Annotated in this window: 23 protein-coding genes; 18 read left to right on the forward strand and 5 right to left on the reverse strand. The window is 34.7% G+C overall.

Annotation, left to right across the window (positions count from 1 at the left end):
* The 16 genes from B9N71_RS07790 to glnE form a co-directional block, all read left to right on the forward strand.
* The coding region (locus B9N71_RS07790; protein ID WP_143422086.1) for a DUF2345 domain-containing protein at positions 1–523 on the forward strand (523 nt) is incomplete at its 5' end.
* A gap of 12 nt (positions 524–535) precedes the next feature.
* A complete protein-coding gene (locus tag B9N71_RS07795) occupies positions 536–1,480 on the forward strand; it encodes a DUF4123 domain-containing protein (RefSeq protein ID WP_143422087.1) in 945 nt (314 codons plus the stop codon).
* Complete coding sequence (locus B9N71_RS07800; protein WP_085165320.1) at positions 1,467–4,820, forward strand: T6SS effector BTH_I2691 family protein; 3,354 nt, start codon at positions 1,467–1,469, stop codon at positions 4,818–4,820. Before B9N71_RS07795 ends, B9N71_RS07800 begins: the two co-directional genes overlap by 14 nt.
* A gap of 19 nt (positions 4,821–4,839) precedes the next feature.
* Positions 4,840–5,787, forward strand: coding sequence for a putative type VI secretion system effector (locus B9N71_RS07805; RefSeq protein WP_085165322.1), 948 nt, complete (start codon positions 4,840–4,842; stop codon positions 5,785–5,787).
* Between the two features lie 19 nt (positions 5,788–5,806).
* On the forward strand, positions 5,807–6,769 hold the full coding sequence (locus B9N71_RS07810; RefSeq protein WP_085165325.1) for a putative type VI secretion system effector: 963 nt from the start codon (positions 5,807–5,809) through the stop codon (positions 6,767–6,769).
* A gap of 11 nt (positions 6,770–6,780) precedes the next feature.
* Entirely contained in the window at positions 6,781–7,728 is a 948-nt protein-coding gene (locus B9N71_RS07815) for a putative type VI secretion system effector (protein ID WP_085165327.1), read from the forward strand.
* Between the two features lie 19 nt (positions 7,729–7,747).
* Positions 7,748–8,695 (forward strand): putative type VI secretion system effector, encoded by a 948-nt coding sequence (locus B9N71_RS07820; RefSeq protein ID WP_085165329.1) that lies wholly within the window; start codon positions 7,748–7,750, stop codon positions 8,693–8,695.
* A 19-nt stretch (positions 8,696–8,714) separates the two neighbouring features.
* Entirely contained in the window at positions 8,715–9,662 is a 948-nt protein-coding gene (locus tag B9N71_RS07825) for a putative type VI secretion system effector (protein WP_085165331.1), read from the forward strand.
* Between the two features lie 19 nt (positions 9,663–9,681).
* Positions 9,682–10,629, forward strand: coding sequence for a putative type VI secretion system effector (locus tag B9N71_RS07830; protein WP_085165333.1), 948 nt, complete (start codon positions 9,682–9,684; stop codon positions 10,627–10,629).
* A 19-nt stretch (positions 10,630–10,648) separates the two neighbouring features.
* Positions 10,649–11,173 carry a hypothetical protein gene (locus B9N71_RS07835; protein ID WP_085165335.1) on the forward strand — a complete coding sequence of 175 codons (525 nt, stop codon included), beginning with the start codon at positions 10,649–10,651 and terminating at the stop codon, positions 11,171–11,173.
* Entirely contained in the window at positions 11,151–11,417 is a 267-nt protein-coding gene (locus B9N71_RS07840; RefSeq protein ID WP_143422088.1) for a hypothetical protein, read from the forward strand. The genes B9N71_RS07835 and B9N71_RS07840 overlap by 23 nt, the downstream gene beginning before the upstream one ends.
* A 252-nt stretch (positions 11,418–11,669) precedes the next feature.
* The gene (locus B9N71_RS07845; RefSeq protein WP_065589152.1) at positions 11,670–12,302 is read left to right on the forward strand and encodes a glutathione S-transferase N-terminal domain-containing protein; all 633 of its coding nucleotides are present in this window, start codon (positions 11,670–11,672) and stop codon (positions 12,300–12,302) included.
* A 49-nt stretch (positions 12,303–12,351) separates the two neighbouring features.
* The gene (locus B9N71_RS07850; protein ID WP_085165339.1) at positions 12,352–12,759 is read left to right on the forward strand and encodes a ClpXP protease specificity-enhancing factor; all 408 of its coding nucleotides are present in this window, start codon (positions 12,352–12,354) and stop codon (positions 12,757–12,759) included.
* A 93-nt stretch (positions 12,760–12,852) separates the two neighbouring features.
* Positions 12,853–13,800 (forward strand): CYTH domain-containing protein, encoded by a 948-nt coding sequence (locus B9N71_RS07855; protein WP_085165342.1) that lies wholly within the window; start codon positions 12,853–12,855, stop codon positions 13,798–13,800.
* 16 nt (positions 13,801–13,816) lie between these two features.
* Positions 13,817–14,860, forward strand: a complete 1,044-nt coding sequence (locus tag B9N71_RS07860; RefSeq protein ID WP_085165344.1) for a hypothetical protein — start codon at positions 13,817–13,819, stop codon at positions 14,858–14,860.
* Between the two features lie 440 nt (positions 14,861–15,300).
* A complete protein-coding gene (gene glnE, locus B9N71_RS07865) occupies positions 15,301–18,144 on the forward strand; it encodes a bifunctional [glutamate--ammonia ligase]-adenylyl-L-tyrosine phosphorylase/[glutamate--ammonia-ligase] adenylyltransferase (RefSeq protein WP_085165347.1) in 2,844 nt (947 codons plus the stop codon).
* Between the two features lie 128 nt (positions 18,145–18,272).
* On the opposite strand, the gene ttcA is transcribed toward glnE, so the two are convergent.
* Both ttcA and yeiP read right to left on the reverse strand, forming a co-directional pair.
* Positions 18,273–19,169 carry a tRNA 2-thiocytidine(32) synthetase TtcA gene (gene ttcA, locus B9N71_RS07870; RefSeq protein ID WP_065611238.1) on the reverse strand — a complete coding sequence of 299 codons (897 nt, stop codon included), beginning with the start codon at positions 19,167–19,169 and terminating at the stop codon, positions 18,273–18,275.
* A 14-nt stretch (positions 19,170–19,183) separates the two neighbouring features.
* Positions 19,184–19,756 (reverse strand): elongation factor P-like protein YeiP, encoded by a 573-nt coding sequence (gene yeiP / locus B9N71_RS07875; protein WP_065559915.1) that lies wholly within the window; start codon positions 19,754–19,756, stop codon positions 19,184–19,186.
* Positions 19,757–19,873: 117 nt separating this feature from the next.
* On the opposite strand from yeiP, the gene B9N71_RS07880 reads away from it, so the two are divergent.
* The gene (locus tag B9N71_RS07880; protein ID WP_065611240.1) at positions 19,874–20,140 is read left to right on the forward strand and encodes a YkgJ family cysteine cluster protein; all 267 of its coding nucleotides are present in this window, start codon (positions 19,874–19,876) and stop codon (positions 20,138–20,140) included.
* A 201-nt stretch (positions 20,141–20,341) separates the two neighbouring features.
* On the forward strand, positions 20,342–21,784 hold the full coding sequence (locus B9N71_RS07885) for an amino acid permease (RefSeq protein ID WP_085165349.1): 1,443 nt from the start codon (positions 20,342–20,344) through the stop codon (positions 21,782–21,784).
* A gap of 117 nt (positions 21,785–21,901) precedes the next feature.
* On the opposite strand, the gene infA is transcribed toward B9N71_RS07885, so the two are convergent.
* The 3 genes from infA to holA form a co-directional block, all read right to left on the reverse strand.
* Positions 21,902–22,120, reverse strand: a complete 219-nt coding sequence (gene infA, locus B9N71_RS07890; protein WP_025315083.1) for a translation initiation factor IF-1 — start codon at positions 22,118–22,120, stop codon at positions 21,902–21,904.
* A gap of 221 nt (positions 22,121–22,341) precedes the next feature.
* Entirely contained in the window at positions 22,342–22,995 is a 654-nt protein-coding gene (gene nadD / locus B9N71_RS07895) for a nicotinate-nucleotide adenylyltransferase (protein WP_085165351.1), read from the reverse strand.
* A complete protein-coding gene (gene holA, locus B9N71_RS07900; RefSeq protein WP_085165353.1) occupies positions 22,989–23,993 on the reverse strand; it encodes a DNA polymerase III subunit delta in 1,005 nt (334 codons plus the stop codon). The genes nadD and holA overlap by 7 nt, the downstream gene beginning before the upstream one ends.
* Positions 23,994–23,998: the final 5 nt, after the last annotated feature.

The following is a 23,998-nucleotide window of genomic DNA, read 5'->3' on the forward strand; positions in this document are numbered from 1 at the left end:
GCTAACCCAAAGTGGCTTACTAGCCTATGCGCAAGAAGGCATCGCCCTAACCAGCCCTGAAAACATCCAACTATCGACAGCTAACAGCCTGACCTTAACCAGTGAAAACCAAACCGATATCAACGCCTTAAAAAATATCACCCTATCATCGGCTGAAGCGATGGGTTTATTTGCCCAAAAATCAGGGATGAAACTCTTTGCCAACCAAGGCGATATTGAAGTGCAAGCCCAAAATGCTAACCTTAATATGGCTGCCAAACAAGATATCAAAGTGGATAGTGTCGATGGCAAAACGCAGATAACAGCAGCAAAAGAAATAACGCTCATCTGCGGTGGCTCTTATATCAAAATCAGCAGTGAAGGCATTGAACTGGGTACACAGGATAATATCTATCTTAAATGTAATGTGATGCAGAAGATGGGGCCAGCGAATATGGATGTAGATGCTTTATTACCTGCTGGTTGTGAATCGGCGATACAAGAAGCGGATAAACTACAAAAAGCAAATGTAAAACTTGGATAAGTTATGGATAAAATGAATAAATCAATACAAAAGCAAGATATTGAGACTGTTTTTCAACAGATTATTGCGCTGTCATTAAAAAATGATGCAAATTTTTACCTTATCTATCAATCACATGACCAAAAGACCAGTTTAACCGATTTGATTGCAGAAAAAAAATTAACATTATTTCGATATATCAGCTACCAAATCAAACACACACCAGGACTGATTGAACTTGATTTAAAAAATGAAAAAGATCGAACCATATTAAAACAAAGTATTCAGGAATTTTATTTAGCCATCGATCCTAAAACAGTGTTATTTGCAAGACCACGTTCTGTATATGGCTGGATTTATTCCTCATTTAATGCTGAAGTATTAGCACAAGAGTTAGGAAAAGTTGCCATTCAACCCTCAAGTGACGGTAAACAATTATTGCGTTATTTTGACCCATCGGTGTTACCACCACTATTAAATATTTTCATTTTTGTGCAAAAAAAAATATTACTTAATCCGATTCATTCATGGTTATATCTTAACAGTGATGGTCATTTAATTATTGAAAAAAATCACAGAGATGAACGTAAAAATATTATTGGCAATTTGGGGATCATCAAGCAACAATGGCAACAAATAAACTGGATTGAAAGCCGTAATCAGACACTTGCTCGTTATCATTTTTTTCACCCTGAATATAGCTTACCTGAAAGTGAAGCTGATTGCATTATTATGCAATCTTTTCAAAATGCTACCCTCAAAGGATACCATGATAAACGAGATCTAGCCGAATATGCTTATCATAGTTTAGTTATACATCCTGAATTTATTGAACATCCAATTATTGCCGAAGCAATAAGACAACATCGGCACCAATCACTAATAAAACAATTACAAACTATAACCCCACAACAATGGGATATTATAGCGGATGAATGTATCATTAATACAAAGGAAATAAATAATGGGTTTATGTGAAAAATGCCAATCTAAAGGCCTACCAATTTATCCTGTTCGTTATGCTGTTGCACCTAAATATATCAATGCAGATTTACCCTCATGGGCAAAAAACGATATGCTGCCTATTTTAAAAGGAGATAGCAAATATGTGCTAAGAACCATGCGATCAGGCTACCTTTATGTGTTATGTCAGTATGAAGACAATATTATATTAGATATTTCCATTTATAAAATTGATGAAAACGGCGGTTTTTGGCAACAAGATATTAGTAAAGAGCAAGATCTATTAAGATTTGGTGATATCATAAGTAAAGAAAACCCTTCTATACCTGTCAATGATATACAAACGACCTGCAGCAACAGCGCCCATTTATCAAGCAATATCGCTTTTATTACACTTTCAAACCCCGAAAAATGTGAAAAAGCCTGGCTTGCTTTTAGTGAACATAAATGGAGAGCTAAGACTTTAAAAAAATACCTTAATGATGAAGATAAACGTAACTTGCGAATGCAACTGATCAAACCAAAGCAATGGATAAATTCGCAAACTAACGGAATTGGCATAACTACCGCTAATCAGGAAGCTATCGCCTCAACCTTGGATATCCAAAACCTTGATGATTTTAAAGAAAGAATCACAACATCCTTACCAATATTTAAAAGCATCAACTACTTATTTTGCTTTCCTTATTTGTATGATAATAAACCATTAGACAAAAGTACGCTTTCGCAAAGTGCTATACTTAGCCAACCATTTATATATGATAAACAGCTATTCAAAAAACGAAGCACATTAGCACCTTGGCAATCATTAACCAAGCCAGTTTATGACCAAATCACCCCAAAAGAGCCGTATTCAGTCTATCTACATAAAAAAATGATGTCAGCCGAACGTAACAGCACAGATTGCTCACCAATGATGGTTGTATTAAACGACAGTATTGGTATTGCTGCTGAGTTAAGTAATTGGAGTAACAGTGCATTAAACTCGTTTAGAAAAATAATGATAGAAAGACAGCGTGAAAATGCCACTTGTAGTGGTATTGCAATGCTTGAAGAAGCAATAAAGAATAGCGATCTTGCGGAAAGTGAAGAAGATTTTAAAAAACATATAAAAAACACCAATAGAAAATACCTTGCTGATGCAAAATATTTTAATGAAAAAGTAAAACCTTATGATAGTGGTATTTTAGGAACCGATACAACCCGAATCGTACCATGGAGCGAAGAACAAAAAGCCCAAGGCCAACGTGTTATTAATATTGTGAGTGAATATAAAAAATATAATTTTATTTCCCCATATGTTAATCCAAATTTAACCGATATAGAAAAAAAGGTAGAAAGTACAAAATATAGAGCCGCAATATTAGTCCAATTTGTAAAAGAAAATTACCTGATTGAAGAAGTGGGTGAAAAAAGGCACGCACAAGTTTTAGAACGGGCATTTAAATTAAATAAACAAGCAAAGATGGTAGACATTAAACGCTTAGATATTAAATTAGCGGCAATGAGAATCGAATTTGAAGCTAAAGCTCAGGCGTATAAAGCAGTATGGCATGAAAAAAATAAAACCGAACAATCGGCCGAAAAGCGTTGGCGCAAATATGAAAATCATTTAGACGACGGTTATAAACTCTATAAAGAAAAATATGCCGCTTTTTTGCAAGAGGCCGAAAACTATATTGCAGGATTATTAAATGATTTAATTTTATGGATAGATTGTAGTAAGCAAAAAGAAAGGCATCCAATTTCATTGTCGGCCGATGATTTTGCACAAGATGATGATAATTATTTGGCGTTTGCCAACGATATTTTAATGACCTTAGGCATGCAAGCCCAAAGTAGTAAAGTTACCCAATTATTTACCCAATTAATTGAGGACGAAAACTTAGAGGGGCATAATATTATTTGGTCGGCTGTGTTTGCTAATCGAAAATTAGATAAAGAAAAACAAAAAAAATGTGTCAACTTTTTATTATCATTAAATAAAACAACCCAATTAAAACCGCAATCTTATGGCGAATTCTTAGATAAATTAGAAACAGTATTAGAATTTTATCAAGCCGAATCAGCTGAAAGCAATGCTATGATAGGCATCGCTAATAGCATTGCCAACATTAGTAACTCACTTTTTGACCCACAAGATGAACATAAAGCATTAGATCTTGTTAAAGAGTTCTTTACTTTATTTGAAAGCGAACGAAACTCATTAATTGATGGTGATTCGATAGATAACCAAATCACAGCCGCCTATTTGCGTCCAATTAAAGAGGGAAGCTGTGCTGCACTTATCGCTTTATTAAAATATATGCAAAAAATGGGCGGTGATTTATCATCAGAATTTGCCGAAGCTTTTTTAATAGCCATATCGCCAACAAGGCTATCTAAAACTGCGCTAAAAAATAGAATGGCGTCATACAACAAATGGGCAGACAACTTAAAAAGTGCCTTGTATTCTGATATCAAAAATGTCGGTGAAAAGCTGGCAAATGCCTCACAAAAAGCCACCAACCTGATTAAGCAACATATCACCAATGAAAAGGTGGGAGCAAGCTTTACCGCGGCAATATTGGGGGTACATATCATGAAGATCTATTATATAGTGACCGATAACTCATTAAAAACCCAAGCCCAACAAAACCAAGCAGATTATCAATTAACCATGGCGGTATCGGCATCCATGGCAGCAAGCTTTCGGTTAGTTACCGCATATGCCAACAAAGGACAAATTAATGCCAAATTACTGTCCAATATGAACTTTTTAGGCAACTTTTTTGGGGTGATAGCGGGGTTAATTGATATTGGTTTAAATTGGAACGAGGACACTTCAGAGAAAGATCAGACTCAAAAAACATTATATTATGTATCTCTATTTACCTTGATTGTATCCACCACCGATTTATTTTTACAAATGGGTAAAACCAGTTTAATTAAAATAATGAATAGAGGTATTCAATTAGTTGCAGGGTTAGTGGCTAGAACGGCCTTTGTCAGTATAATGGTAACCGCCGTCGGAGAGATTTCCATGATAATAATAGCTCTCGCTTTAAACCCATGGATTAGTCTAGGTATATTTTTACTTCAACTATACTTCGAATTAGCTGAAGACGATGATATCGAAAAATGGTTAAGACGTTGCCGTTTTGGCAAAGGGCAAAATATAGCAGATTATGACTTTGCCTATCGCTTTAACTCGTCCGAAAAAGAAATTGTGGCACTGCAAGCGATCTTTAAAAAATATGAAGATCAGCTAGCCGAATATTACGCCGAACAAGAACAAAAACGTATCAAAGAAAATATGCCAGTATTCTCATCGAGTGATTGGCAAATTATTTATAATTGGCCTATCCCTCAATAATTATATAAGGAATTCGATTATGCCTTACGCAAAATATGATGGCAAAGACCCTATCTATAACGACAAAGAGCAGCTATTAAAAAAAACCGGTATTAGTATTACCGAGCCAATCCTACCGCCCAAAAATTTGGTTAAACTAACCGGCACCCTATCCGAATTTAAAGGTCTATTTTGCTATGCTCAGCTAGGGAATCGAGCTTATCTAAGTGACGAGCAAAAACAAAAACATAACAACCAACTTAGAAAGGGTGCACTACTTGCTACTTTAAATGGTAATAGTATTGCTGCGCTGGCTGGCTTAGGGCATGCTAATGGCAATGATCAAAATACTTATTTTCCTGCACAATATATTACCACAAAATTAAATGACACCATGACCTTAAAAGGCTGGATCGGTTTTTATAAATTTAATGATGGTGATCAGGTCGAGGTGGTCGCCGAAAAGCACGACGACTATTACGAAGTGTATGCCATGCTTAAACCTAGTGAACAAATTATCTCGCTGATCCCATTTTGTTTTGCGGGACGTAACCAAGCATTAAAACGCTATCATTTACCCATATTTATCTTTTATGTTATTTGCGTGCTATTAATGAACTACTTTTTTTTCGATTTTAGTTTAGAAAATCTGACCATTGGTTTTGGTTCATTAGGCGTAATATTCGGGATAGCTACTCTGATGGTCTATAAAAATTTTATAGCAACACATGTGACACTTGCTGAACGAATATTTACCGTGTTGGGTTGGCGAAATGTTACTAATATCAATTTAGCCAAAATAAGTAAGCAGTATATTGCTAAATTAATAGCCCAAGGGAAATATGCAAAAGAATGCAATAATAAAATAGATGCATATATTAGACCACCTAAATTTGGTGAAGGTTGGTTTTTTTATTATTACGACCCAGAAGTGTTATGCAAAAACGGCAGGTCTCCCTTACGGGTTAAAAATAAAAAAAGAGAATAATTTCATAAGGAATTCGATTATGCCTTACGCAAAATATGATGGTAACGACCCTATCTATAAAGATAAAGAGCAGCTATTAAAAAAAACCGGTATTAGTATTACTGATCCAATCTTACCGCCCAAAAATTTGGTTAAATTAACTGGTACCCTATCCGAATTTAAAGGTCTATTTTGCTATGCACCACTTGGTGATGGTGCTTATTTAAGTGACGAGCAAAAACAAAAACACAACAACCAACTTAGAAAGGGTGCACTACTTGCTACTTTAAATGGTAATAGTATTGCTGCGCTGGCTGGCTTGGGGCATGCTAATGGTAATGACCGTAGTAATGATTTAGATGCTCAGTATATCACTGCCAAATTAAACGGCACCATCACGTTAAAAGGTTGGCTCGGTTTTTATAAATTTAATGATGGCGATCAGGTCGAGGTGGTAGCCGAAAAGCACAATGACCATTACGAAGTGTACGCCATGCTTAAACCTAGTGAACAAATTATCTCACTTGTCCCTTTATGTTTTGCGGGGCGTAACCAAGCATTAAAACGCTATCATTTACCTTTTTTTATTATTTATGTTGTTTGCACCTTGCTCATGAACTATTTTTTTCTCGATTTTAGTTTAGAAAATCTGACCATTGGTTTTAGTACATTAGGGGTAATATTAGGGACAGCTTTTTTTATGGTTTATAGAAACTTTATAGCAACGAATGTTACCCTCGCCGAGCGAATTTTTACCGTGTTGGGTTGGCAAGATGTCACCAATATCAATTTAGTAAAAATAAGTAAACAATATATAGTTAGATTAATTGAACAAGGTAAATATTCAACTAAATATGATATTACCGATCAATATATTAGACCACCCAAACCTGGCGAAGGTTGGGGATTTTTTTACTACGATCCAGAGGTATTATGCAAAAAAAGCAGACCGCCTTTGCGTGTTAAAAATAAAAAAAGAAAAAAAAAGAAAATAAGTTCATAAGGAATTCGATTATGCCTTACGCAAAATATGATGGCAAAGATCCCATCTATAAAGACAAAGAGCAGCTATTAAAAAAAACCAGTATCAGCATTACTGATCCAATACTACCACCCAAAAATTTGGTTAAATTAACCGGTACTCTATCCGAATTTAAAGGTCTATTTTGCTATGCGCCACTTGCTGATGGCGCTTATTTAAGTGATGAGCAAAAACAAAAACACAACAATCAACTTAGAAAAGGTGCACTACTTGCCACTTTAAATGGTAATAGCATTGCTGCGCTGGCTGGCTTAGGGCATGCTAATGGTAATGACCGTAGTAATTATGTGGATGCGCAATATATTACTGCTAAATTAAATAGCACTATCATTTTAAAGGGTTGGATCGGTTTTTATAAATTTAATGATGGCGATCAGGTCGAAGTGGTCGCCGAAAAGCACGACGACCATTACGAAGTGTATGCCATGCTCAAACCCAGTGAACAGATTATCTCACTTGTCCCTTTATGTTTTGCCGGCCGTAATCAGGCCTTAAAATACAATCATTTCCCCATGTTTATTTTTTATGTTATTTGTGTGCTATTAATGAACTACTTTTTTCTTGATTTTTCATTGGAAAATCTAACCATTGGTTTTGGCTCATTAGGGGTAATTTTCTGGCTAGCTATTTTCAATGTATATAAAAATTCAATTGCGACTCATATCACGCTGGCTGAGCGCATTTTTACTGTGTTGGGCTGGCAAGATGTCAAAAATATTAATTTAGTTAAAATAAGTAGACAATATGTTGCTAAATTAATTGCCCAAGAAAAATATGCAAAAGAATATAATAATAAAACAGATCCACATATTAGACCGCCTAAATCAGGTGGTGGCTGGTATTTTTTTTACTATGACCCAGATGTATTATGCAAAAAAGGCAAGCCACCCTTACGGGTTAAAAATAAAAAAAGAAAATAAGTTCATAAGGAATTCGATTATGCCTTACGCAAAATATGATGGTAACGACCCTATCTATAAAGATAAAGAGCAGCTATTAAAAAAAACCGGTATTAGTATTACTGATCCAATCTTACCGCCCAAAAATTTGGTGAAATTAACTGGCACCCTATCCGAATTTAAAGGTCTGTTTTGCTATGCGCCACTTGCTGATGGTGCTTATTTAAGTGATGAGCAAAAACAAAAACACAACAACCAGCTTAGAAAGGGCGCACTACTTGCCACCTTAAACGGTAATAGCATTGCCGCATTAGCCGGTTTAGGGCATGCTAATGGTAATGACCGTAGTAATCTGTTCTCCGCACAATATATCACCGCCAAATTAAACGGCACCATCACGTTAAAAGGTTGGCTCGGTTTTTATAAATTTAATGATGGCGATCAGGTCGAGGTGGTCGCCGAAAAGCACAATGACCATTACGAAGTGTACGCCATGCTCAAACCCAGTGAACAAATTATCTCGCTGATCCCTTTATGCTTTGCAGGGCGTAAGCAAGTTTTAAAAATTTATCATATAACTTTTTTTATATTTTATATTGTTTGCACTCTACTTATGAACTACTTTTTTCTCGATTTTAGTCTAGAAAATCTGACTATTGGTTTTGGCTCATTAGGGGTAATATTGGGAATAGCTTGCTCGAAAGTAAATAAAAATTCGATTGCGACACATATCAAACTTGCTGAGCGAATTTTTAAGCTGTTGGGTTGGAAAAATGTGACTAATATCAATTTAACAAAAATAAGTAGGCAATATATTGCTAAATTAATTGCACAAGGTAAATATACAAAAAAATACAATAATAAGACTGATCAATATATTAGACCGCATAAATCAGGGGATGGCTGGTTCTTTTTTTATTACGATCCTGAAATATTGTGCAAAAAAGGCAAGTCTCCCTTACGGGTTAAAAATAAAAAAAGAAAATAAGTTCATAAGGAATTCGATTATGCCTTACGCAAAATATGATGGTAACGACCCTATCTATAAAGACAAAGAGCAGCTATTAAAAAAAACCGGCATTAGCATTACCGAACCGACCCTGCCCCCTAAAAAACTAGTTAAACTAACTGGCACCCTATCCGAATTTAAAGGTCTGTTTTGCTATGCACAGCTGGGGGATGGGGCTTATTTAAGTGACGAGCAAAAACAAAAACAGCAAAATCAGCTTAGAAAGGGCGCACTACTTGCTACTTTAAATGGTAATAGCATTGCTGCGCTAGCTGGTTTGGGACATGCTAATGGTAATGACCGCAGTAATCTATTTGCAGCACAATATATCACTGCCAAATTAAATGACACCATCACATTAAAAGGTTGGCTCGGTTTTTATAAATTTAATGATGGCGATCAGGTCGAGGTGGTAGCCGAAAAGCACAATGACCATTACGAAGTGTACGCCATGCTTAAACCTAGTGAACAAATTATCTCACTTGTCCCTTTATGTTTTGCGGGGCGTAACCAAGCCTTCAAACAATATCGTTTGCCTATGTTTATCTTTTATGTTGTTTGTGTGCTATTAATGAACTACTTTTTCCTAGATTTTTCATTGGAAAATCTGACCATTGGTTTCGGTACATTAGGGGTAATCTTGGGGGTAGCTTTTTTTATAGTTTATAAAAATTCGCTTGCCACACATGTTACGCTGGCTGAGCGTATTTTTACACTATTGGGCTGGCAAGATGTCAAAAATATTAATTTAGCCATAATAAGTAGGCAATATGTTGTTAAATTAATTAAGCAAGGAAAATACTCAACTAAATATAATAATAGTACAGATCTCTATACAAGACCACCTAAAACTGGGGAAGCATGGCACTTTTATTATTACGATCCAGAGGTATTATGCAAAAAAGGCAAAACACCCTTACGAGTTAAAAATAAAAAAAGAAAATAAGTTCATAAGGAATTCGATTATGCCTTACGCAAAATATGATGGTAACGACCCTATCTATAAAGATAAAGAGCAGCTATTAAAAAAAACCGGTATTAGTATTACTGATCCAATCTTACCGCCCAAAAATTTGGTGAAATTAACTGGCACCCTATCCGAATTTAAAGGTCTGTTTTGCTATGCACCACTTGCTGATGGCGCTTATTTAAGTGACGAGCAAAAGCAAAAACACAACAATCAGCTTAGAAAGGGCGCAGTGCTTGCCACTTTAAATGGTAATAGCATTACCGCATTAGCCGGCTTGGGGCATGCCAATGGTAATGATCGTAGTAATGAGGTAGATGCACAGTATATTACTGCCAAATTAAATGACACCATCACGTTAAAAGGTTGGATCGGTTTTTATAAATTTAATGATGGCGATCAGGTCGAGGTAGTAGCCGAAAAGCACGCTGACCATTACGAAGTGTACGCCATGCTCAAACCCAGTGAACAAATTATCTCGCTTATCCCTTTATGTTTTGCGGGGCGTAAACAAGCATTTAAACAATATCGTTTACCCATGTTTATCTTTTATGTTATTTGCGTGTTATTAATGAACTACTTTTTTTTCGATTTTTCGTTGGAAAATCTGACCATTGGTTTTGGCACATTAGGAGTAATGTTCGGAATAGCTAACTTAATGGTAAATAAAACTTCAACAGCTACACATGTAAAACTTGCTGAGCGCATTTTTACCGTGTTGGGCTGGCAAGATGTCAAAGATATTAATTTAGCCAAAATAAGTAAGCAATATATTGCTAAATTAATTGCTCAAGGGAAATTTGTAGAAAAGTATAATAATAAGACTGATCAATATATTAGACCGCCTAAATCAGGTGCTGGCTGGTTCTTTTTTTATTACGATCCTGAAGTATTATGCAAAAAAGGCAAGCCACCCTTACGAGTTAAAAATAAAAAAAGAAAATAAGTTCATAAGGAATTCGATTATGCCTTACGCAAAATATGATGGTAACGATCCCATCTATAACGACAAAGAGCAGCTATTAAAAAAAACCGGTATCAGCATTACTGATCCAATACTACCGCCCCAAAATTTGGTTAAATTAACCGGTACTCTATCCGAATTTAAAGGTCTATTTTGCTATGCACCACTTGCTGATGGTGCTTATTTAAGTGACGAGCAAAAACAAAAACACAACAACCAGCTTAGAAAGGGCGCACTACTTGCTACTTTAAATGGTAATAGCATTGCCGCATTAGCTGGCTTAGGGCATGCCAATGGTAATGACCGTAGTAATTATGTGCAAGCACAATATATTAGCGCCAAATTAAATGACACCATCACGTTAAAAGGCTGGCTCGGCTCTTATAAATTTAATGATGGCGATCAGGTCGAGGTAGTAGCCGAAAAGTACGCTGACCATTACGAAGTGTACGCCATGCTCAAACCCAGTGAACATTATTCAACATTAAATTACCAGTCGCCGATTGAATACAAAAGGAATCGATGACCTTATCTTTTTGGTACTAAAAAGTGTCGACATACCAACTGAAATTGGAGGTAGTGAAACTGGCTTACTAAAGTCAATTGAAAGGCTTGAGCTGTATGCGGAGAAATTTGCTCGTACAGTTCTTAGGGGAGGGCACAACAGTAATGTTGTGTCCTTACCCGACCAGCAATATTACAAAAACGTTACAATTTTGTTTCAAAACCCAGCAAATGCTGGTTTTTTTTATGCTGATTTGGTTAATTAAAAAGCTAAACTACGTAGGTTAAATATTTTTAAGAATTAAGATTATTTAGGAAATAAATATTATTTAATATTATTAGGTTAACTAATTTTATAAATCCTATACTTAAGCACATGTTTTATGAAACTGCTTGTCAAAATTAGGGCTTGAAGAAAAGAATTAAAGAAAATTTATTTTTTTTAACAATTTTGTTATCCAATTTGTTAGAATAGACGGCAACTAGACTTATTTTAATTTTATAAATTTGGAGTGGATATGGTTGTTGCTGTTAATAAACGTTCTGTAATGACATTATTTTGTGATACAACAGATATTTACGGGCATCAGATTCGTTTTGTTTTGGCAGAAAAAGGGGTAACTGCGGAAATAGAGTTTGTAACGGCAGATAATTTACCACAGGAATTATTGGATCTTAATCCATATAGTTCAATTCCAACTTTAATTGATCGTGACCTTACGTTATATGAACCACATATTGCGTTAGAATATTTGGATGAACGCTTTCCACATCCACCATTGATGCCTGTTTATCCTATCGTTCGCGCTAATTCACGATTAACAATGTACCGTATTAAAAAAGAGTGGTATAGTGCATACGAAACAATTATTGCTGATCCTAATAGTGATGCCGCTAAAACAGCACGAAAAAATCTTCTTGATGATCTTGTTTCGATTTCGGTTATGTTTAAAGAAAAAGATTATTTTATGAGTGATGATTTTACATTATGCGATTGTTACTTTGCGCCGTTACTTTGGCGTTTGCCATTGCTTAGTATTGAATTACCAAAAGTAGCTGAAAAGAGTTATTTAGCTTATATGGCGAGAGTTTTTGAACGTCCTGCTTTTATTAATTCATTAACTGAAGCAGAAAAAAAGATAAGATCATAAACAATTAAATTTATCTTTATTTTCGATAATTTTAGACAAGGTAGCCTTGATGGAACTTGAACAAATGACGCCACGTCGCCCTTATCTATTTAGGGCTTTTTATGACTGGATTTTGGATAATGATTTAACACCTTACATTGTGGTTAATACTTCTGTATATGGAGTGTTAGTGCCGCAGGAATTTATCCAAAACAATCAAATTGTACTGAATATAGCTCCACAATCCGTTGGTCAATATTTGGCTACTAATGAACAAATTGAATTTAATGCTCGCTTTTCTGGTGTGCCACAACATATTGTGGTACCAATGGCTGCGATTGAGGCAATTTATGCTCGTGAAAATGGCGTGGGTATGGGATTTGAAGATGAACCACAATATAGTATACAGAGTGAATCTTTGTCCTCACAACCTAAACAATCTAAATCAAAACCTAATCCATTTCGTGTTGTAAAATAATTTGTCATATTGTTGATTAACGGTGATTCGCTATGATGTATGAAGTAGATTTATCGTTGATTATGGTAAAAATAGCGAAAAAATAGTAGATGAATGAGTAATGAAATCGAATTAAAGTTTGAAATTAATACTAGTGATATTGCTAATTTAAGATATTTTCTAGATCAATGGGCTGATAGCGACGAAGTTGAATTTTTAACGATATCACCGGCAAAAAACAGTTCTACAAAACTCAATTTGACTAGTACCTATTATGACACAAGCGATTATTACCTACGTAATAATCAGTGTGGATTGCGAGTAAGGGAATGCGAAAGTGATCACGAAAAAGAGTTTGAAATCACTTTAAAGCGAGATAGCAAGTCTGTGTCTGGATTACATGAGCGTGCTGAATTTAATGTTGACTTACCTAATTCAGAACCCAATTTAGCTGTATTACCACATATGGCATTACCCTATAATTGCGATATTGAGCGGTTACAACGAGATTTATTACCATTGTTCAGTACTGATTTCAAAAGGCAAACTTGGTTAATTTCTTTTGCGAGTAGCGAAATTGAGGTAGCACTAGACCAAGGGGAAATTAAGTCAAACAAAAAAGTTAAAATCATTCAAGAAGTCGAATTAGAACTCAAACAAGGTAATAAACAAGACCTGTTTAATTTTGCTCTTGAATTAAGCCGTTTCCATTTACATCTTTTTTCACAAAGTAAAGCTGCTAGGGGCTATTGTTTACTGAAAAATGCATCACTTAAAACTTGTCAATTTGATTTTCAAGCCCATCAAGATCTAGCAAGCCTGTTAAGATTTTGGCAACAAAATGAAGAATATGCATTAGAAGTTAATGATTTAGAGTTATATAAACAAACGCTAAACCAAATAAATTATATTCTAATAGATAAAAATCTTCCTTTTGAGCCTGAATTTACACAATGGCAAATGGCATTATTGACTATTAACTCTGTAAAAGAATTTGCTTTTAGTGAGATTAATACAAAGTTCAGGCTTATGTTGATCGCAAATATGACTATTAATCAATGAAATAAAGAGTAAAATAATGAAGCTTTCTTTTTTTAAATTACCGTTCTTGTTTTTGCTGTTTTATGGGGTGCTAGATAGTACTTTTTTAGTTGGACGAGAACTTCTTGTTGAGAATATGGTTTTTAGCTATGCAAAGGTTAACCCATATATTTGGGACGATTCTTTTTTATCATTAATTATTCATATAGTTTTGCCTAATACTTTTAATCAGTTAGCAAATCTGGTTTTAATTTTTATTACTTCAGCCATAATCTTGCACAAGAATTCGGTCTATCGAGTCAATAAAAAGAATCTGCTTTGTGTGTTTTTGATTGTTTTTTTTATAATAATAGGTATCAATGGTTATCAGGTGATATTTGAGCGACAGGTTCTTGGATTTTTATATTATGCTATAGCGCCATATTATTTTACTTATATAGAAAGCCTCTATATAGGCATATTTAGATTAGCTTGTTATATTTGGATAATAATGGCGATTTATTTAGGGATAAAACTACTGCGAACAGCTTTCGTAACAGAGCCAAATATGATTGTATTATCCTCGGACAATAGTCAAAAAACTCATTTATCTTTATTTATTCTATTATTTAATTTCTATTATCTATCTATTGTCTTATTTTGCTTAAATTTCTTTTTTGTTCCTAAAGATCCTCTGGATTCTATAGGTCCCCTTGAATACCATATTAGAACTATTATTTTTTATTCAGTTTTTTTATTGATTGTAAATACGATTGGTTATTTTGTTTTGCGAAAACAATTTAAAACTGTTTATGATAATTTACAGGTGAAGTCATTAATTTCAAGTTCTGTCATTGCTTTTGTGTTAACATCGTTGGCAGCAATAATTGTTTTATTTTTCAATATATATTGTCTGAAATGGTTTGATGAGGTTGCAGATTCATTAACAGACAGCGAAATAATGGTTATTGTTATAACAGATATTATATTATTTCTTCTTATTCTATGTGCAATAGGTTCGGTAGTTGTTAGTAAAACAGCAAAAGCATTTTTTGGGAAAGAAGTTAATTTATCCAGTTTTGTTGAGTCAAAGTCAGAATAAAATTTGTACAAATTAGTTTATTGGTAACATTTTTACATTAATTATAATAGGCATTGTTCTATAATAGACAAGGTTGCCTTATATTAATTGTAAGAATTGTTGCCTGAAATTTTTACTTTTTTCGGTATGATATTTTATTATCTATACAACAATATAATGACGGTTTTTATTAGGATATATGGTTATATATAGCTCCAGTAAAGGTCTTTTTACTCCAAAAAGACTTTGCACCTATAGTAATATAAAATAAAGGGTTTAAAGAAGTTGTATATTCTTTATGAATCATTCCTAAAAACAATACTCAATTAAAAATTATCTCATCATTTTCGACACTTTTTTATTTTGTATATAAAATACTATATAACTTACAAAAGTTACTTATAATATATTCTTATTTTGCTGATATTATTTTGTGAAGAAATTTCTAAGAGAGCTTGCTTATGTCAGAATTTAACCTTCCAGTTTCTTCTTTGCTTGAACAACAAAAGCAAAAAGTTGCCTCTCAACTTAAACAATGTCAATCAAACGAAATACAAGCTAATCTAGATATTTTAGTGCGAAGTAATTTTTTGGTAGATGCATTTTATCGATTTCCTAACTGGCTAACAGAAATCAGCCAAAATCCCCCACAGGCAGACGAAAGACAGTATTACCAAACTTGGTTAAATGAAAAATTAATAGCAGTTTCAGATGAAACTGAATTCATGAAGATTTTAAGGCAATTTCGTCGTTATATTTTAGTCCGGTTAGCATGGTCTCAACTAGTTCATATCAGTAATGACGAGCAGATTTTATTACAATTAAGTGAACTCGCTGAGGTGATAATTGTTACAGCTCGTAATTGGTTTTATGAGCTTAGTTGCAAAGAGTGGGGGACACCTTACAATGCTCAAGGTCAGGCGCAGCCACTGCTGATTTTAGGTATGGGAAAATTAGGTGGTGGAGAACTTAATTTTTCTTCCGATATTGATTTGATTTTTACCTATCCTGAACATGGACAAACACAAGGAGGGCGTAGAGAGTTAGATAATGCTGTATTCTTTACACGTTTGGGACAACGTTTGATCAAAGCGTTAGACCAAATTACAGAAGATGGATTTGTTTATCGCGTTGATATGCGCTTGCGGCCACTTGGTGATGGTGGACCTTTGGTGCTGAGTTTTTCTGCTATGGAAGATTACTACCAAGAACAAGGGCGCGATTGGGAACGTTATGCAATGGTTAAAGCTAAAGTGCTTGGGGATCAACAATCTCCTTATGTCAGTGAGCTTTATCAAATGTTAAAACCATTTGTTTATCGTCGCTATATTGATTTTAGTGTTTTACAATCATTGCGTAATATGAAAAGCATGATTGAACGTGAAGTGCGTCGTCGTGGTTTAAAAAATAACATTAAGCTTGGTGCTGGTGGGATTCGTGAAATAGAGTTTATTGTACAAGTTTTTCAGCTTATTCGTGGTGGAAGAGTAGTGGGGTTGCAAACTCGTTCGTTATTAAATGCGCTTGATGTGATTGAACAAGAATCGCTACTTGCATCGAATGAAGTATCGTTGTTACGAGAAAATTACCTATTTTTACGCCGTTGTGAAAATCTTGTACAAGCTATTGCTGATGAACAGACCCAAACCTTGCCAGATAATGCACTGGATCAAGCTCGTTTAGCGACAAGCATGGGCTTTAATCATTGGCATGATTTTGAACAAGCGTTATTAGTACGAATGCAACATAACCGCCAAATTTTTAATGAACTTATTGGCGAAAACGAATCAGAATCTACCTCAACGACTAAGCCTTATAACGATCAATTTGACGATCTTTGGGTGCCTGATCTTCAAATAAGCGATGTTAGTGCAATATTACCTACCTATTCAGAAACAGAAGTTACGCAGATCTACCAAATGCTAGTGCAATTTCGTGATGATATAGGTAAACGTACCATTGGCGTACGGGGGCGTGAAATCCTCGATCAGTTAATGCCACGTTTGTTAGAAGCTGTCTGTAGCGAAAAGCAAGCAACAATGGTGCTATCAAGGATTTTGCCGTTACTTGTTAATATTGTTAGTCGCACCACTTATTTAGAACTGTTACTTGAATATCCAACTGCTTTGAAGCAATTGATTCGCTTATGTAGTGCTTCACCAATGATTAGCGATCAGCTGGCTCATTACCCTATATTATTAGATGAGCTTATTGATATCAATTCGCTTTATCAGACTGTTGCTCCAAATGAATATAAAAGCCAGCTTTATCAATATTTATTGCGTATTGAAGTTGATGACGAAGAACAACAACTTGAAGCTTTACGTCAATTTAAACAGATGCAATTGTTGCATATAGCTGCTTGCGATGTTGAGCATGTATTAACTACCATGAAGGTCAGTGATCACCTAACTTATGTGGCTGAATCATTATTAGATTTTGTCATACAAATGGCTTGGAATCAAATGATTACTCGCTATGGCAAGCCTGAGCATTTGGCTGATAATCATAAAGGCTTGGTGGTAATTGGCTATGGTAAATTAGGCGGTTGGGAACTGGGTTATGGTTCGGATCTCGATTTGGTTTTTTTACATGATTGTCCAGTTAATAGTATAACTAACGGCAATAAGCAGATAGATAGTCGTCAATTCTATTTGCGTTTAGTTCAGCGAATTATTCATCTATTTAATGTTCGTACTAGTTTTGGGATTTTATATGAAGTTGATGTAAGGCTTCGCCCTCAGGGTGATGCAGGATTGCTTGCTTGTAGTTTAGATTCGTTCGAAGATTACCAAATGAATGAAGCTTGGACTTGGGAGCATCAAGCATTAGTCAGAGCAAGAGCTATATATGGAGAAGGTGAATTAATAAAACGTTTTAACCAAATTCGTCATAATGTACTTTGTAAAAAGCGTGATGAAGTTGTATTAAAAAAAGAAGTGCGTGAAATGCGTGAAAAAATGAGAGTACATCTAGGTAGCACTCAAAACAATTTATTTAACTTAAAAATTGATGAAGGAGGAATAGGAGATATTGAGTTTATATCGCAATATCTTGTGCTTAATTATGCTAATAAATATCCTAAAATGACAAAGTGGAGCGATAATGTTCGGATTTTAGAACTTGCGACAAATTATCAAATAATGGATAGCCAAGAAGCAGAGCAGCTAACACAAGCCTATATCGATATGCGCAACAAAATTCATAGATTAGCATTGCAATTACAATCTAGCACGGTTAATAGTTCGCAATTTGTGCAAGAAAAACAAATAGTCAACCAATGCTGGCTAAAATGGTTAACATAATAAATTGGCTTTTTATTTTAATGTTTGGTTTAACTTTATTGTTGATTTAAAATTTCTAGGAAATGTAAAAATCAATGCCACATTAATGGCATTGATGAAAAAAGTTAAAGTATATGTATATTAAGCCACTATTTTGCTTCCTTCCATAAAATCATATCTTGTTTTTCAAGTTCTGAAGCATCAAAGCCGATGGTTGTTGCCATATCTTCGCGGTCAAAAGCAATATCGCCACCATTAACAGCAAGATCACCTTTTTTAATTCCTTTAAAATCAAACAAATTGGTATCACACAGATGGGATAGGGTGATGTTTTGTGTTGCTCGGAACATGGTTTCAATGCGTCCGGGGAACTTTTTATCCCATTCATTGAGCATTTCTTTAATTACCTGCCTTTGCAAGTTGGGTTGTGAGCCACATAGATTACAAGGAATAATCGGAAATTGTTTAATTTCAGCGTATTTGGCGATGTCTTTTTCTTTGCAATAAGCCAGTGGTCGGATAATGATATGTTCACCTGAATCATTCATTAGCTTTGGCGGCATTGCTTTGAGTTTGCCACCATAGAACATATTTAAAAATAATGTTTCTAAAATATCATCACGATGATGGCCAAGGGCAATTTTTGTTGCACCAAGTTCGGTCGCTGTGCGATATAAAATACCACGACGTAGCCGTGAACAAAGCGAGCAAGTTGTTTTACCTTCAGGGATTTTATCCTTGACAATACCGTAGGTGTTTTCTTGCACGATTTTATATTCAATGCCTAACGAATTTAAATATTCAGGCAATACATGTTCAGGAAATCCTGGTTGTTTTTGATCTAAGTTAACTGCTATTAGATCAAAATGTACTGGTGCACTGATTTTTAAGTTGATAAGAATATCAAGCAAAGTATAACTATCTTTACCGCCTGATAAGCAAACCATAATACGATCGCCTTCTTCGATCATATTAAAGTCAGCGATTGCTTCGCCAGTTAAGCGACGCAATCGTTTATGTAGTTTATTTTGATTATATATATTCATTACGATTTTATTGGTTATTCGGCACGGCTCATGTAACGGCGTTCAGCAATATGAATTTTAACTCTTTCATGGTTATCAATATATTCTGGAACCTGAATTACAAGCCCAGTTGATAAAGTAGCTGGTTTAGTTCGCGCACTAGCTGAAGCACCTTTAATACTTGGCGAGGTTTCAACAATATCAAGTTCAACAGTCTGTGGCAATTCCAAGGCAAGAACTTCACCATCAGCCATTAGCACTTGAATACCATTCATACCGCCTTCAGGGATAAACAATAATTCATCTTCAATTTGCTCTTTTTTGAAGATATAAGGGGTATAATCCTCATTATCCATAAATACATATTCATCACCATCAATATACGAAAAACTAACAGGTCGACGGGATAGTTCAATTGTTTCGAGGATATCATCACCTTTAAAACGTTCTTCAACTTTTCCACCATTTTTTACATCGGTAAAACGCATTTTATAAAGTGTACTGGCACCCCGTGCAGTTGGACTTTGAACATCAATATCTTTAACAAGTAATAATTTACCATTATAGGTGACTGCATCACCACGTTTTATTTCATTTGCTTTAGCCATAATATTTATTCTTCACGATTAATAAAAAAGGTTAAAAAATTAGCTCGCTATTTTACCGCTAACTTGCTATTGTCACCATCAAAATTTATTGAATAAGCTTAAAATAAAGGAAATACTATGATAGATTCACTCCAATGTCGAAAAAACTGCGGTGCCTGTTGTATTGCTCCTTCAATTTCATCAGCCATTCCCGGTATGCCTAAAGGTAAACCAGCTGGTATTGCTTGTATTCATTTAGATAACAATTATCAATGTAAATTGTTTTTGCACCCATCAAGACCAATAGTCTGTGGTCGATTAAAACCTTGTATCGAAATGTGTTGTAATAGCCGTTCGCAAGCATTGAATTATTTAACTCAATTAGAACAGCTAACTAAAGGTTAAGTATTGTATATATTTAACAAAACGGTTCTATTATTAGAATTATTTATCTCGCCATCATCTTTTTTTGATACACTTCCTCATTTTATTTATCTGTAATGATTAATATAAATTTTTAGCTGCCTATTTGGCTGTTAAATAATGTGAAGTATAAAAATTTATGCTCCATAAGATTTACTCTCCTTAACAAAGAAGAATATTGATATGAAAAACAAATTAAAACGAGATTTGAAGGCGCGTCACTTAGCCATGATCGCCATTGGTGGTTCAATTGGCACAGGGCTATTTGTTGCCTCAGGAGCAACTGTTGCTCATGCAGGTCCCGGTGGTGCTTTGCTTTCGTATGCCATTATAGGTGTAATGGTGTACTTTTTAATGACTAGCTTAGGGGAACTTGCTGCATATTTACCTGTTTCAGGCACCTTTGCAACTTATGGTTCACGTTATGTAGATGAAGCGTTTGGTTTTGCCATTGGTTGGAACTATTGGTATAACTGGGCAATTACGGTTGCGGTTGACCTAGTTGCCGCTCAGCTAGTTATTTCTTATTGGTTTGATGCCGGTCCTTATAGCTGGTTATGGAGTTTATTGTTTTTAAGTATCATCTTTTGCTTAAACTATATTTCAGTTAAAGGCTTTGGTGAAGCTGAATTTTGGTTTTCATTAATTAAAGTCGTCACCGTTATTGTTTTTATTATTGTTGGTTTATTAATGATTATTGGTATTTTCCATGGTGCCGAAGGTGCTGGTTGGCAAAATTGGACCATCAAAGAAGCGCCTTTTGCCGGTGGTTTTTCAGCAATGATTGGTGTAGCAATGGTAGTTGGATTTTCATTTCAAGGTACCGAATTAATTGGTATTGCAGCTGGTGAATCAAAAGATCCAGAAAAAAATATTCCTAAAGCTATGCGACAAGTCTTTTGGCGAATACTGTTATTTTATATCTTTGCGATTTTAGTCATCAGTTTAATTATTCCTTATACTGATCCTAATTTACTACGTAACGATGAAACCGATATAAGTGTTAGTCCATTTACCTTAGTATTTGAACATGCAGGATTATTATCAGCTGCGGCATTAATGAATGCAGTTATACTGACTTCAGTATTATCTGCGGGTAACTCAGGACTTTATGCTTCAACTCGTATGCTTTATGCTCTTGCTAAAGAAGGTAAAGCGCCTAAAATCTTTGCAAAATTATCATCGTCAGGTGTGCCTCGTGCTGCGTTGTTAGCAACAACATTTGTGGCCATGCTTTGTTTCTTAACCTCGATGTATAAAGATCAGGCTGTTTATTTATGGTTACTTAATATGTCAGGTATGACAGGCTTTATTGCTTGGCTAGGCATTGCAATTAGCCATTATCGTTTTAGAAAGGGTTACTTTATTCAAGGTAATGATGTTGATCAATTACCATATAAATCAAGCTATTTCCCATTTGGCCCTATTTTTGCTTTTGTATTATGCTTAATTATTACGCTTGGTCAAAATTACGAAGCTTTCTTACAAGATACCATTGATTGGAAGGGTGTGATCGCGACCTATATTGGTATCCCATTATTTTTAATGATTTACTTTGGCTACAAGATAGTTAAAAAGACAAAATGGGTTAAATACGATCAAATGAACTTTTCTAAAGATGATTAACTCACTAGCTTAGTTTGAACATCTTACTTCTCCGTCGACTTTTGTCGACGGTTTTTTTATTAAAGAAGAGAGAAATAAACAGTTATATAGTGATAACAGTTTATTCTGATAACGATATTAGCGACTTCGGAAGATGATGCGTGCTTTAGATAGATCGTAAGGAGTCATTTCAACAGTAACTTTATCACCAGTTAAAATACGAATATAGTTCTTCCGCATCTTACCAGAAATATGTGCAGTAACGACATGACCATTTTCAAGTTCAACACGAAACATCGTATTTGGAAGAGTATCAAGTATAGTTCCTTGCATTTCAATGTTATCTTCTTTTGCCATTGGGGCCTCTTAATAATAAGTACAAATTAAATATACTCAACTAACTTTCCTCGTCTAAGCATATAATGCAAAGGTATAGCGTTGCATTATATGTCACCTAGAAAGTATTTTATTCGATGACAAAGTAAAGTTAAGTATAAACACAAAAAGCTGAGTTTAAAATAAATAAACACAGCGGCGAAATAATGCCGAAAAAACTGTCAGATGTAAAGTCCTTTCTACTATTTCTTTGCAGTATAAAGGCCTTGCTGATGAATATAATGCCACACTTTGGGTGGTAACAAATTTTCACAACTGGCTTGGTTGTTAATATTTTGCCTGATCTCAGTAGCTGAAATATCTTCAAGTGGCGTATGTGCAAAAAAGATATAACCATGTGGTGAATTGTGTAGATCTTTAACGTTTGTGGTATTATGCACATCAATCCATTGTTGTAACTCAATGTTATCAGTTTTTTGGGCATAACCTGGTCTACGGCAAATTAGTAAATGGCAATAATCAAGCAGCGTTTTCCATTTACTCCAAGTCGGTAAACTCAATAATGAATCTTGTCCCATAATAAATGCCAATCCTTCACTATTCCCATTTTCTTGTCGCCAGGCTTGAAGCGTTTCGATAGTATAAGAAGGACGTGTTGAAGTTTCAGGTAAGATTTCTCTTACATTCAACGCAAATAATGGTAAACCTTCGATAGCCAATTTTAACATTGCCAAGCGTTGTTCAGTACTCGCTTCGGGTTGTGGTTTATGAGGAGGGATATGATTAGGCAATAAACCAATTTGCTTTAATCCGACTTCATTTGCTAACGAAATAGCAGGGCGAAGGTGTCCATAATGGATCGGATCAAAAGTTCCTCCTAATAATGCAGTTAACATTTATCTAATCCCATAAATTGCATCGATAAATTAAACATTGCGTCCCATATTCGTGCTTGGTTATCATGCTTTAAACTGATTTCGATCTCTGTCAATTTGGCTAATAAATTAAATAGGTCATTAATATCGAAACGGTTTAGATAACTGGTATATATCGTTCTTTTATTTTGCCAAACCTTATATTCATCGAAAACTTGTTTTAATGATTTTTGTTGCAATCCTTTTTTTAAATTGATCATCAATATCAATTCACGTTGAACAATCCGCAATAAAATTAACGGCTCAAATTCATTTATTTTTAACTGTTGTAAAATATGAATGGCTCGTTTTGTTTTATTGGCAATCATCGCATCAGTCCAATGATATGGTGTAAATATTGCCGAATCATTTATATTATTTTCGACTTCATCATAAGAAATGTTCTGATTAGGATACAACAACTTGAGTTGTGCAATAATTTGTGTTAATGCTAGTAAATTACCTTCATAATAATAGCAAAGTAGTTCAATTGCCTTTGGTTCAATGGTCATTTGTTGTTGTTGAAAATGATTTTTAATCCATTGTGGCAACTGTAAAGTATCGGGTGTAGTGCAATTGACAACCACCAATTTATCCGATAAAGCTTTATACCAAGTAGCGTTTTCTTGCGATTTCGTAATTTTGTTAAGTGTAATAACCAGCGCAATACCAGGGGTTAAAACCTCACTTAGAGTATTGAGTTTGGTAGTGATAGCTGCGTTTAATGAACCCTCACCAAAATTAAGAAAAATCAGAGTATTTGCAGAAAATAGATTCATAGCCTGACAGCTATCATAAATTGCTGTCCAATCGGTTTGATTATCAATTACAAAAGTAAGTTGCTCGTCAAATCCTTTTTGTAAAAAGGATTTGCGTAACTCAGTTTGCACATAATGCTGTAAATAGGGGTCACTACCTAAAATTAAATAATAGGGTGCCCCCACTTTATGGTTAATTTGATCGGCGCTAATTTTAATCATGTCAA

The organism is Gilliamella bombi (genome assembly GCF_900103255.1).
Taxonomy (GTDB): Bacteria; Pseudomonadota; Gammaproteobacteria; order Enterobacterales; family Orbaceae; genus Gilliamella; species Gilliamella bombi.

Coding starts and splice junctions, on each gene's coding strand:
- B9N71_RS07795 (WP_143422087.1), top strand. CDS start 536: ATGAATAAATCAATACAAAAGCAAGATATTGAGACTGTTTTTCAACAG.
- B9N71_RS07800 (WP_085165320.1), top strand. CDS start 1,467: ATGGGTTTATGTGAAAAATGCCAATCTAAAGGCCTACCAATTTATCCT.
- B9N71_RS07805 (WP_085165322.1), top strand. CDS start 4,840: ATGCCTTACGCAAAATATGATGGCAAAGACCCTATCTATAACGACAAA.
- B9N71_RS07810 (WP_085165325.1), top strand. CDS start 5,807: ATGCCTTACGCAAAATATGATGGTAACGACCCTATCTATAAAGATAAA.
- B9N71_RS07815 (WP_085165327.1), top strand. CDS start 6,781: ATGCCTTACGCAAAATATGATGGCAAAGATCCCATCTATAAAGACAAA.
- B9N71_RS07820 (WP_085165329.1), top strand. CDS start 7,748: ATGCCTTACGCAAAATATGATGGTAACGACCCTATCTATAAAGATAAA.
- B9N71_RS07825 (WP_085165331.1), top strand. CDS start 8,715: ATGCCTTACGCAAAATATGATGGTAACGACCCTATCTATAAAGACAAA.
- B9N71_RS07830 (WP_085165333.1), top strand. CDS start 9,682: ATGCCTTACGCAAAATATGATGGTAACGACCCTATCTATAAAGATAAA.
- B9N71_RS07835 (WP_085165335.1), top strand. CDS start 10,649: ATGCCTTACGCAAAATATGATGGTAACGATCCCATCTATAACGACAAA.
- B9N71_RS07845 (WP_065589152.1), top strand. CDS start 11,670: ATGGTTGTTGCTGTTAATAAACGTTCTGTAATGACATTATTTTGTGAT.
- B9N71_RS07850 (WP_085165339.1), top strand. CDS start 12,352: ATGGAACTTGAACAAATGACGCCACGTCGCCCTTATCTATTTAGGGCT.
- B9N71_RS07855 (WP_085165342.1), top strand. CDS start 12,853: ATGAGTAATGAAATCGAATTAAAGTTTGAAATTAATACTAGTGATATT.
- B9N71_RS07860 (WP_085165344.1), top strand. CDS start 13,817: ATGAAGCTTTCTTTTTTTAAATTACCGTTCTTGTTTTTGCTGTTTTAT.
- glnE (WP_085165347.1), top strand. CDS start 15,301: ATGTCAGAATTTAACCTTCCAGTTTCTTCTTTGCTTGAACAACAAAAG.
- ttcA (WP_065611238.1), bottom strand. CDS start 19,169: ATGAATATATATAATCAAAATAAACTACATAAACGATTGCGTCGCTTA.
- yeiP (WP_065559915.1), bottom strand. CDS start 19,756: ATGGCTAAAGCAAATGAAATAAAACGTGGTGATGCAGTCACCTATAAT.
- B9N71_RS07880 (WP_065611240.1), top strand. CDS start 19,874: ATGATAGATTCACTCCAATGTCGAAAAAACTGCGGTGCCTGTTGTATT.
- B9N71_RS07885 (WP_085165349.1), top strand. CDS start 20,342: ATGAAAAACAAATTAAAACGAGATTTGAAGGCGCGTCACTTAGCCATG.
- infA (WP_025315083.1), bottom strand. CDS start 22,120: ATGGCAAAAGAAGATAACATTGAAATGCAAGGAACTATACTTGATACT.
- nadD (WP_085165351.1), bottom strand. CDS start 22,995: ATGTTAACTGCATTATTAGGAGGAACTTTTGATCCGATCCATTATGGA.
- holA (WP_085165353.1), bottom strand. CDS start 23,993: ATGATTAAAATTAGCGCCGATCAAATTAACCATAAAGTGGGGGCACCC.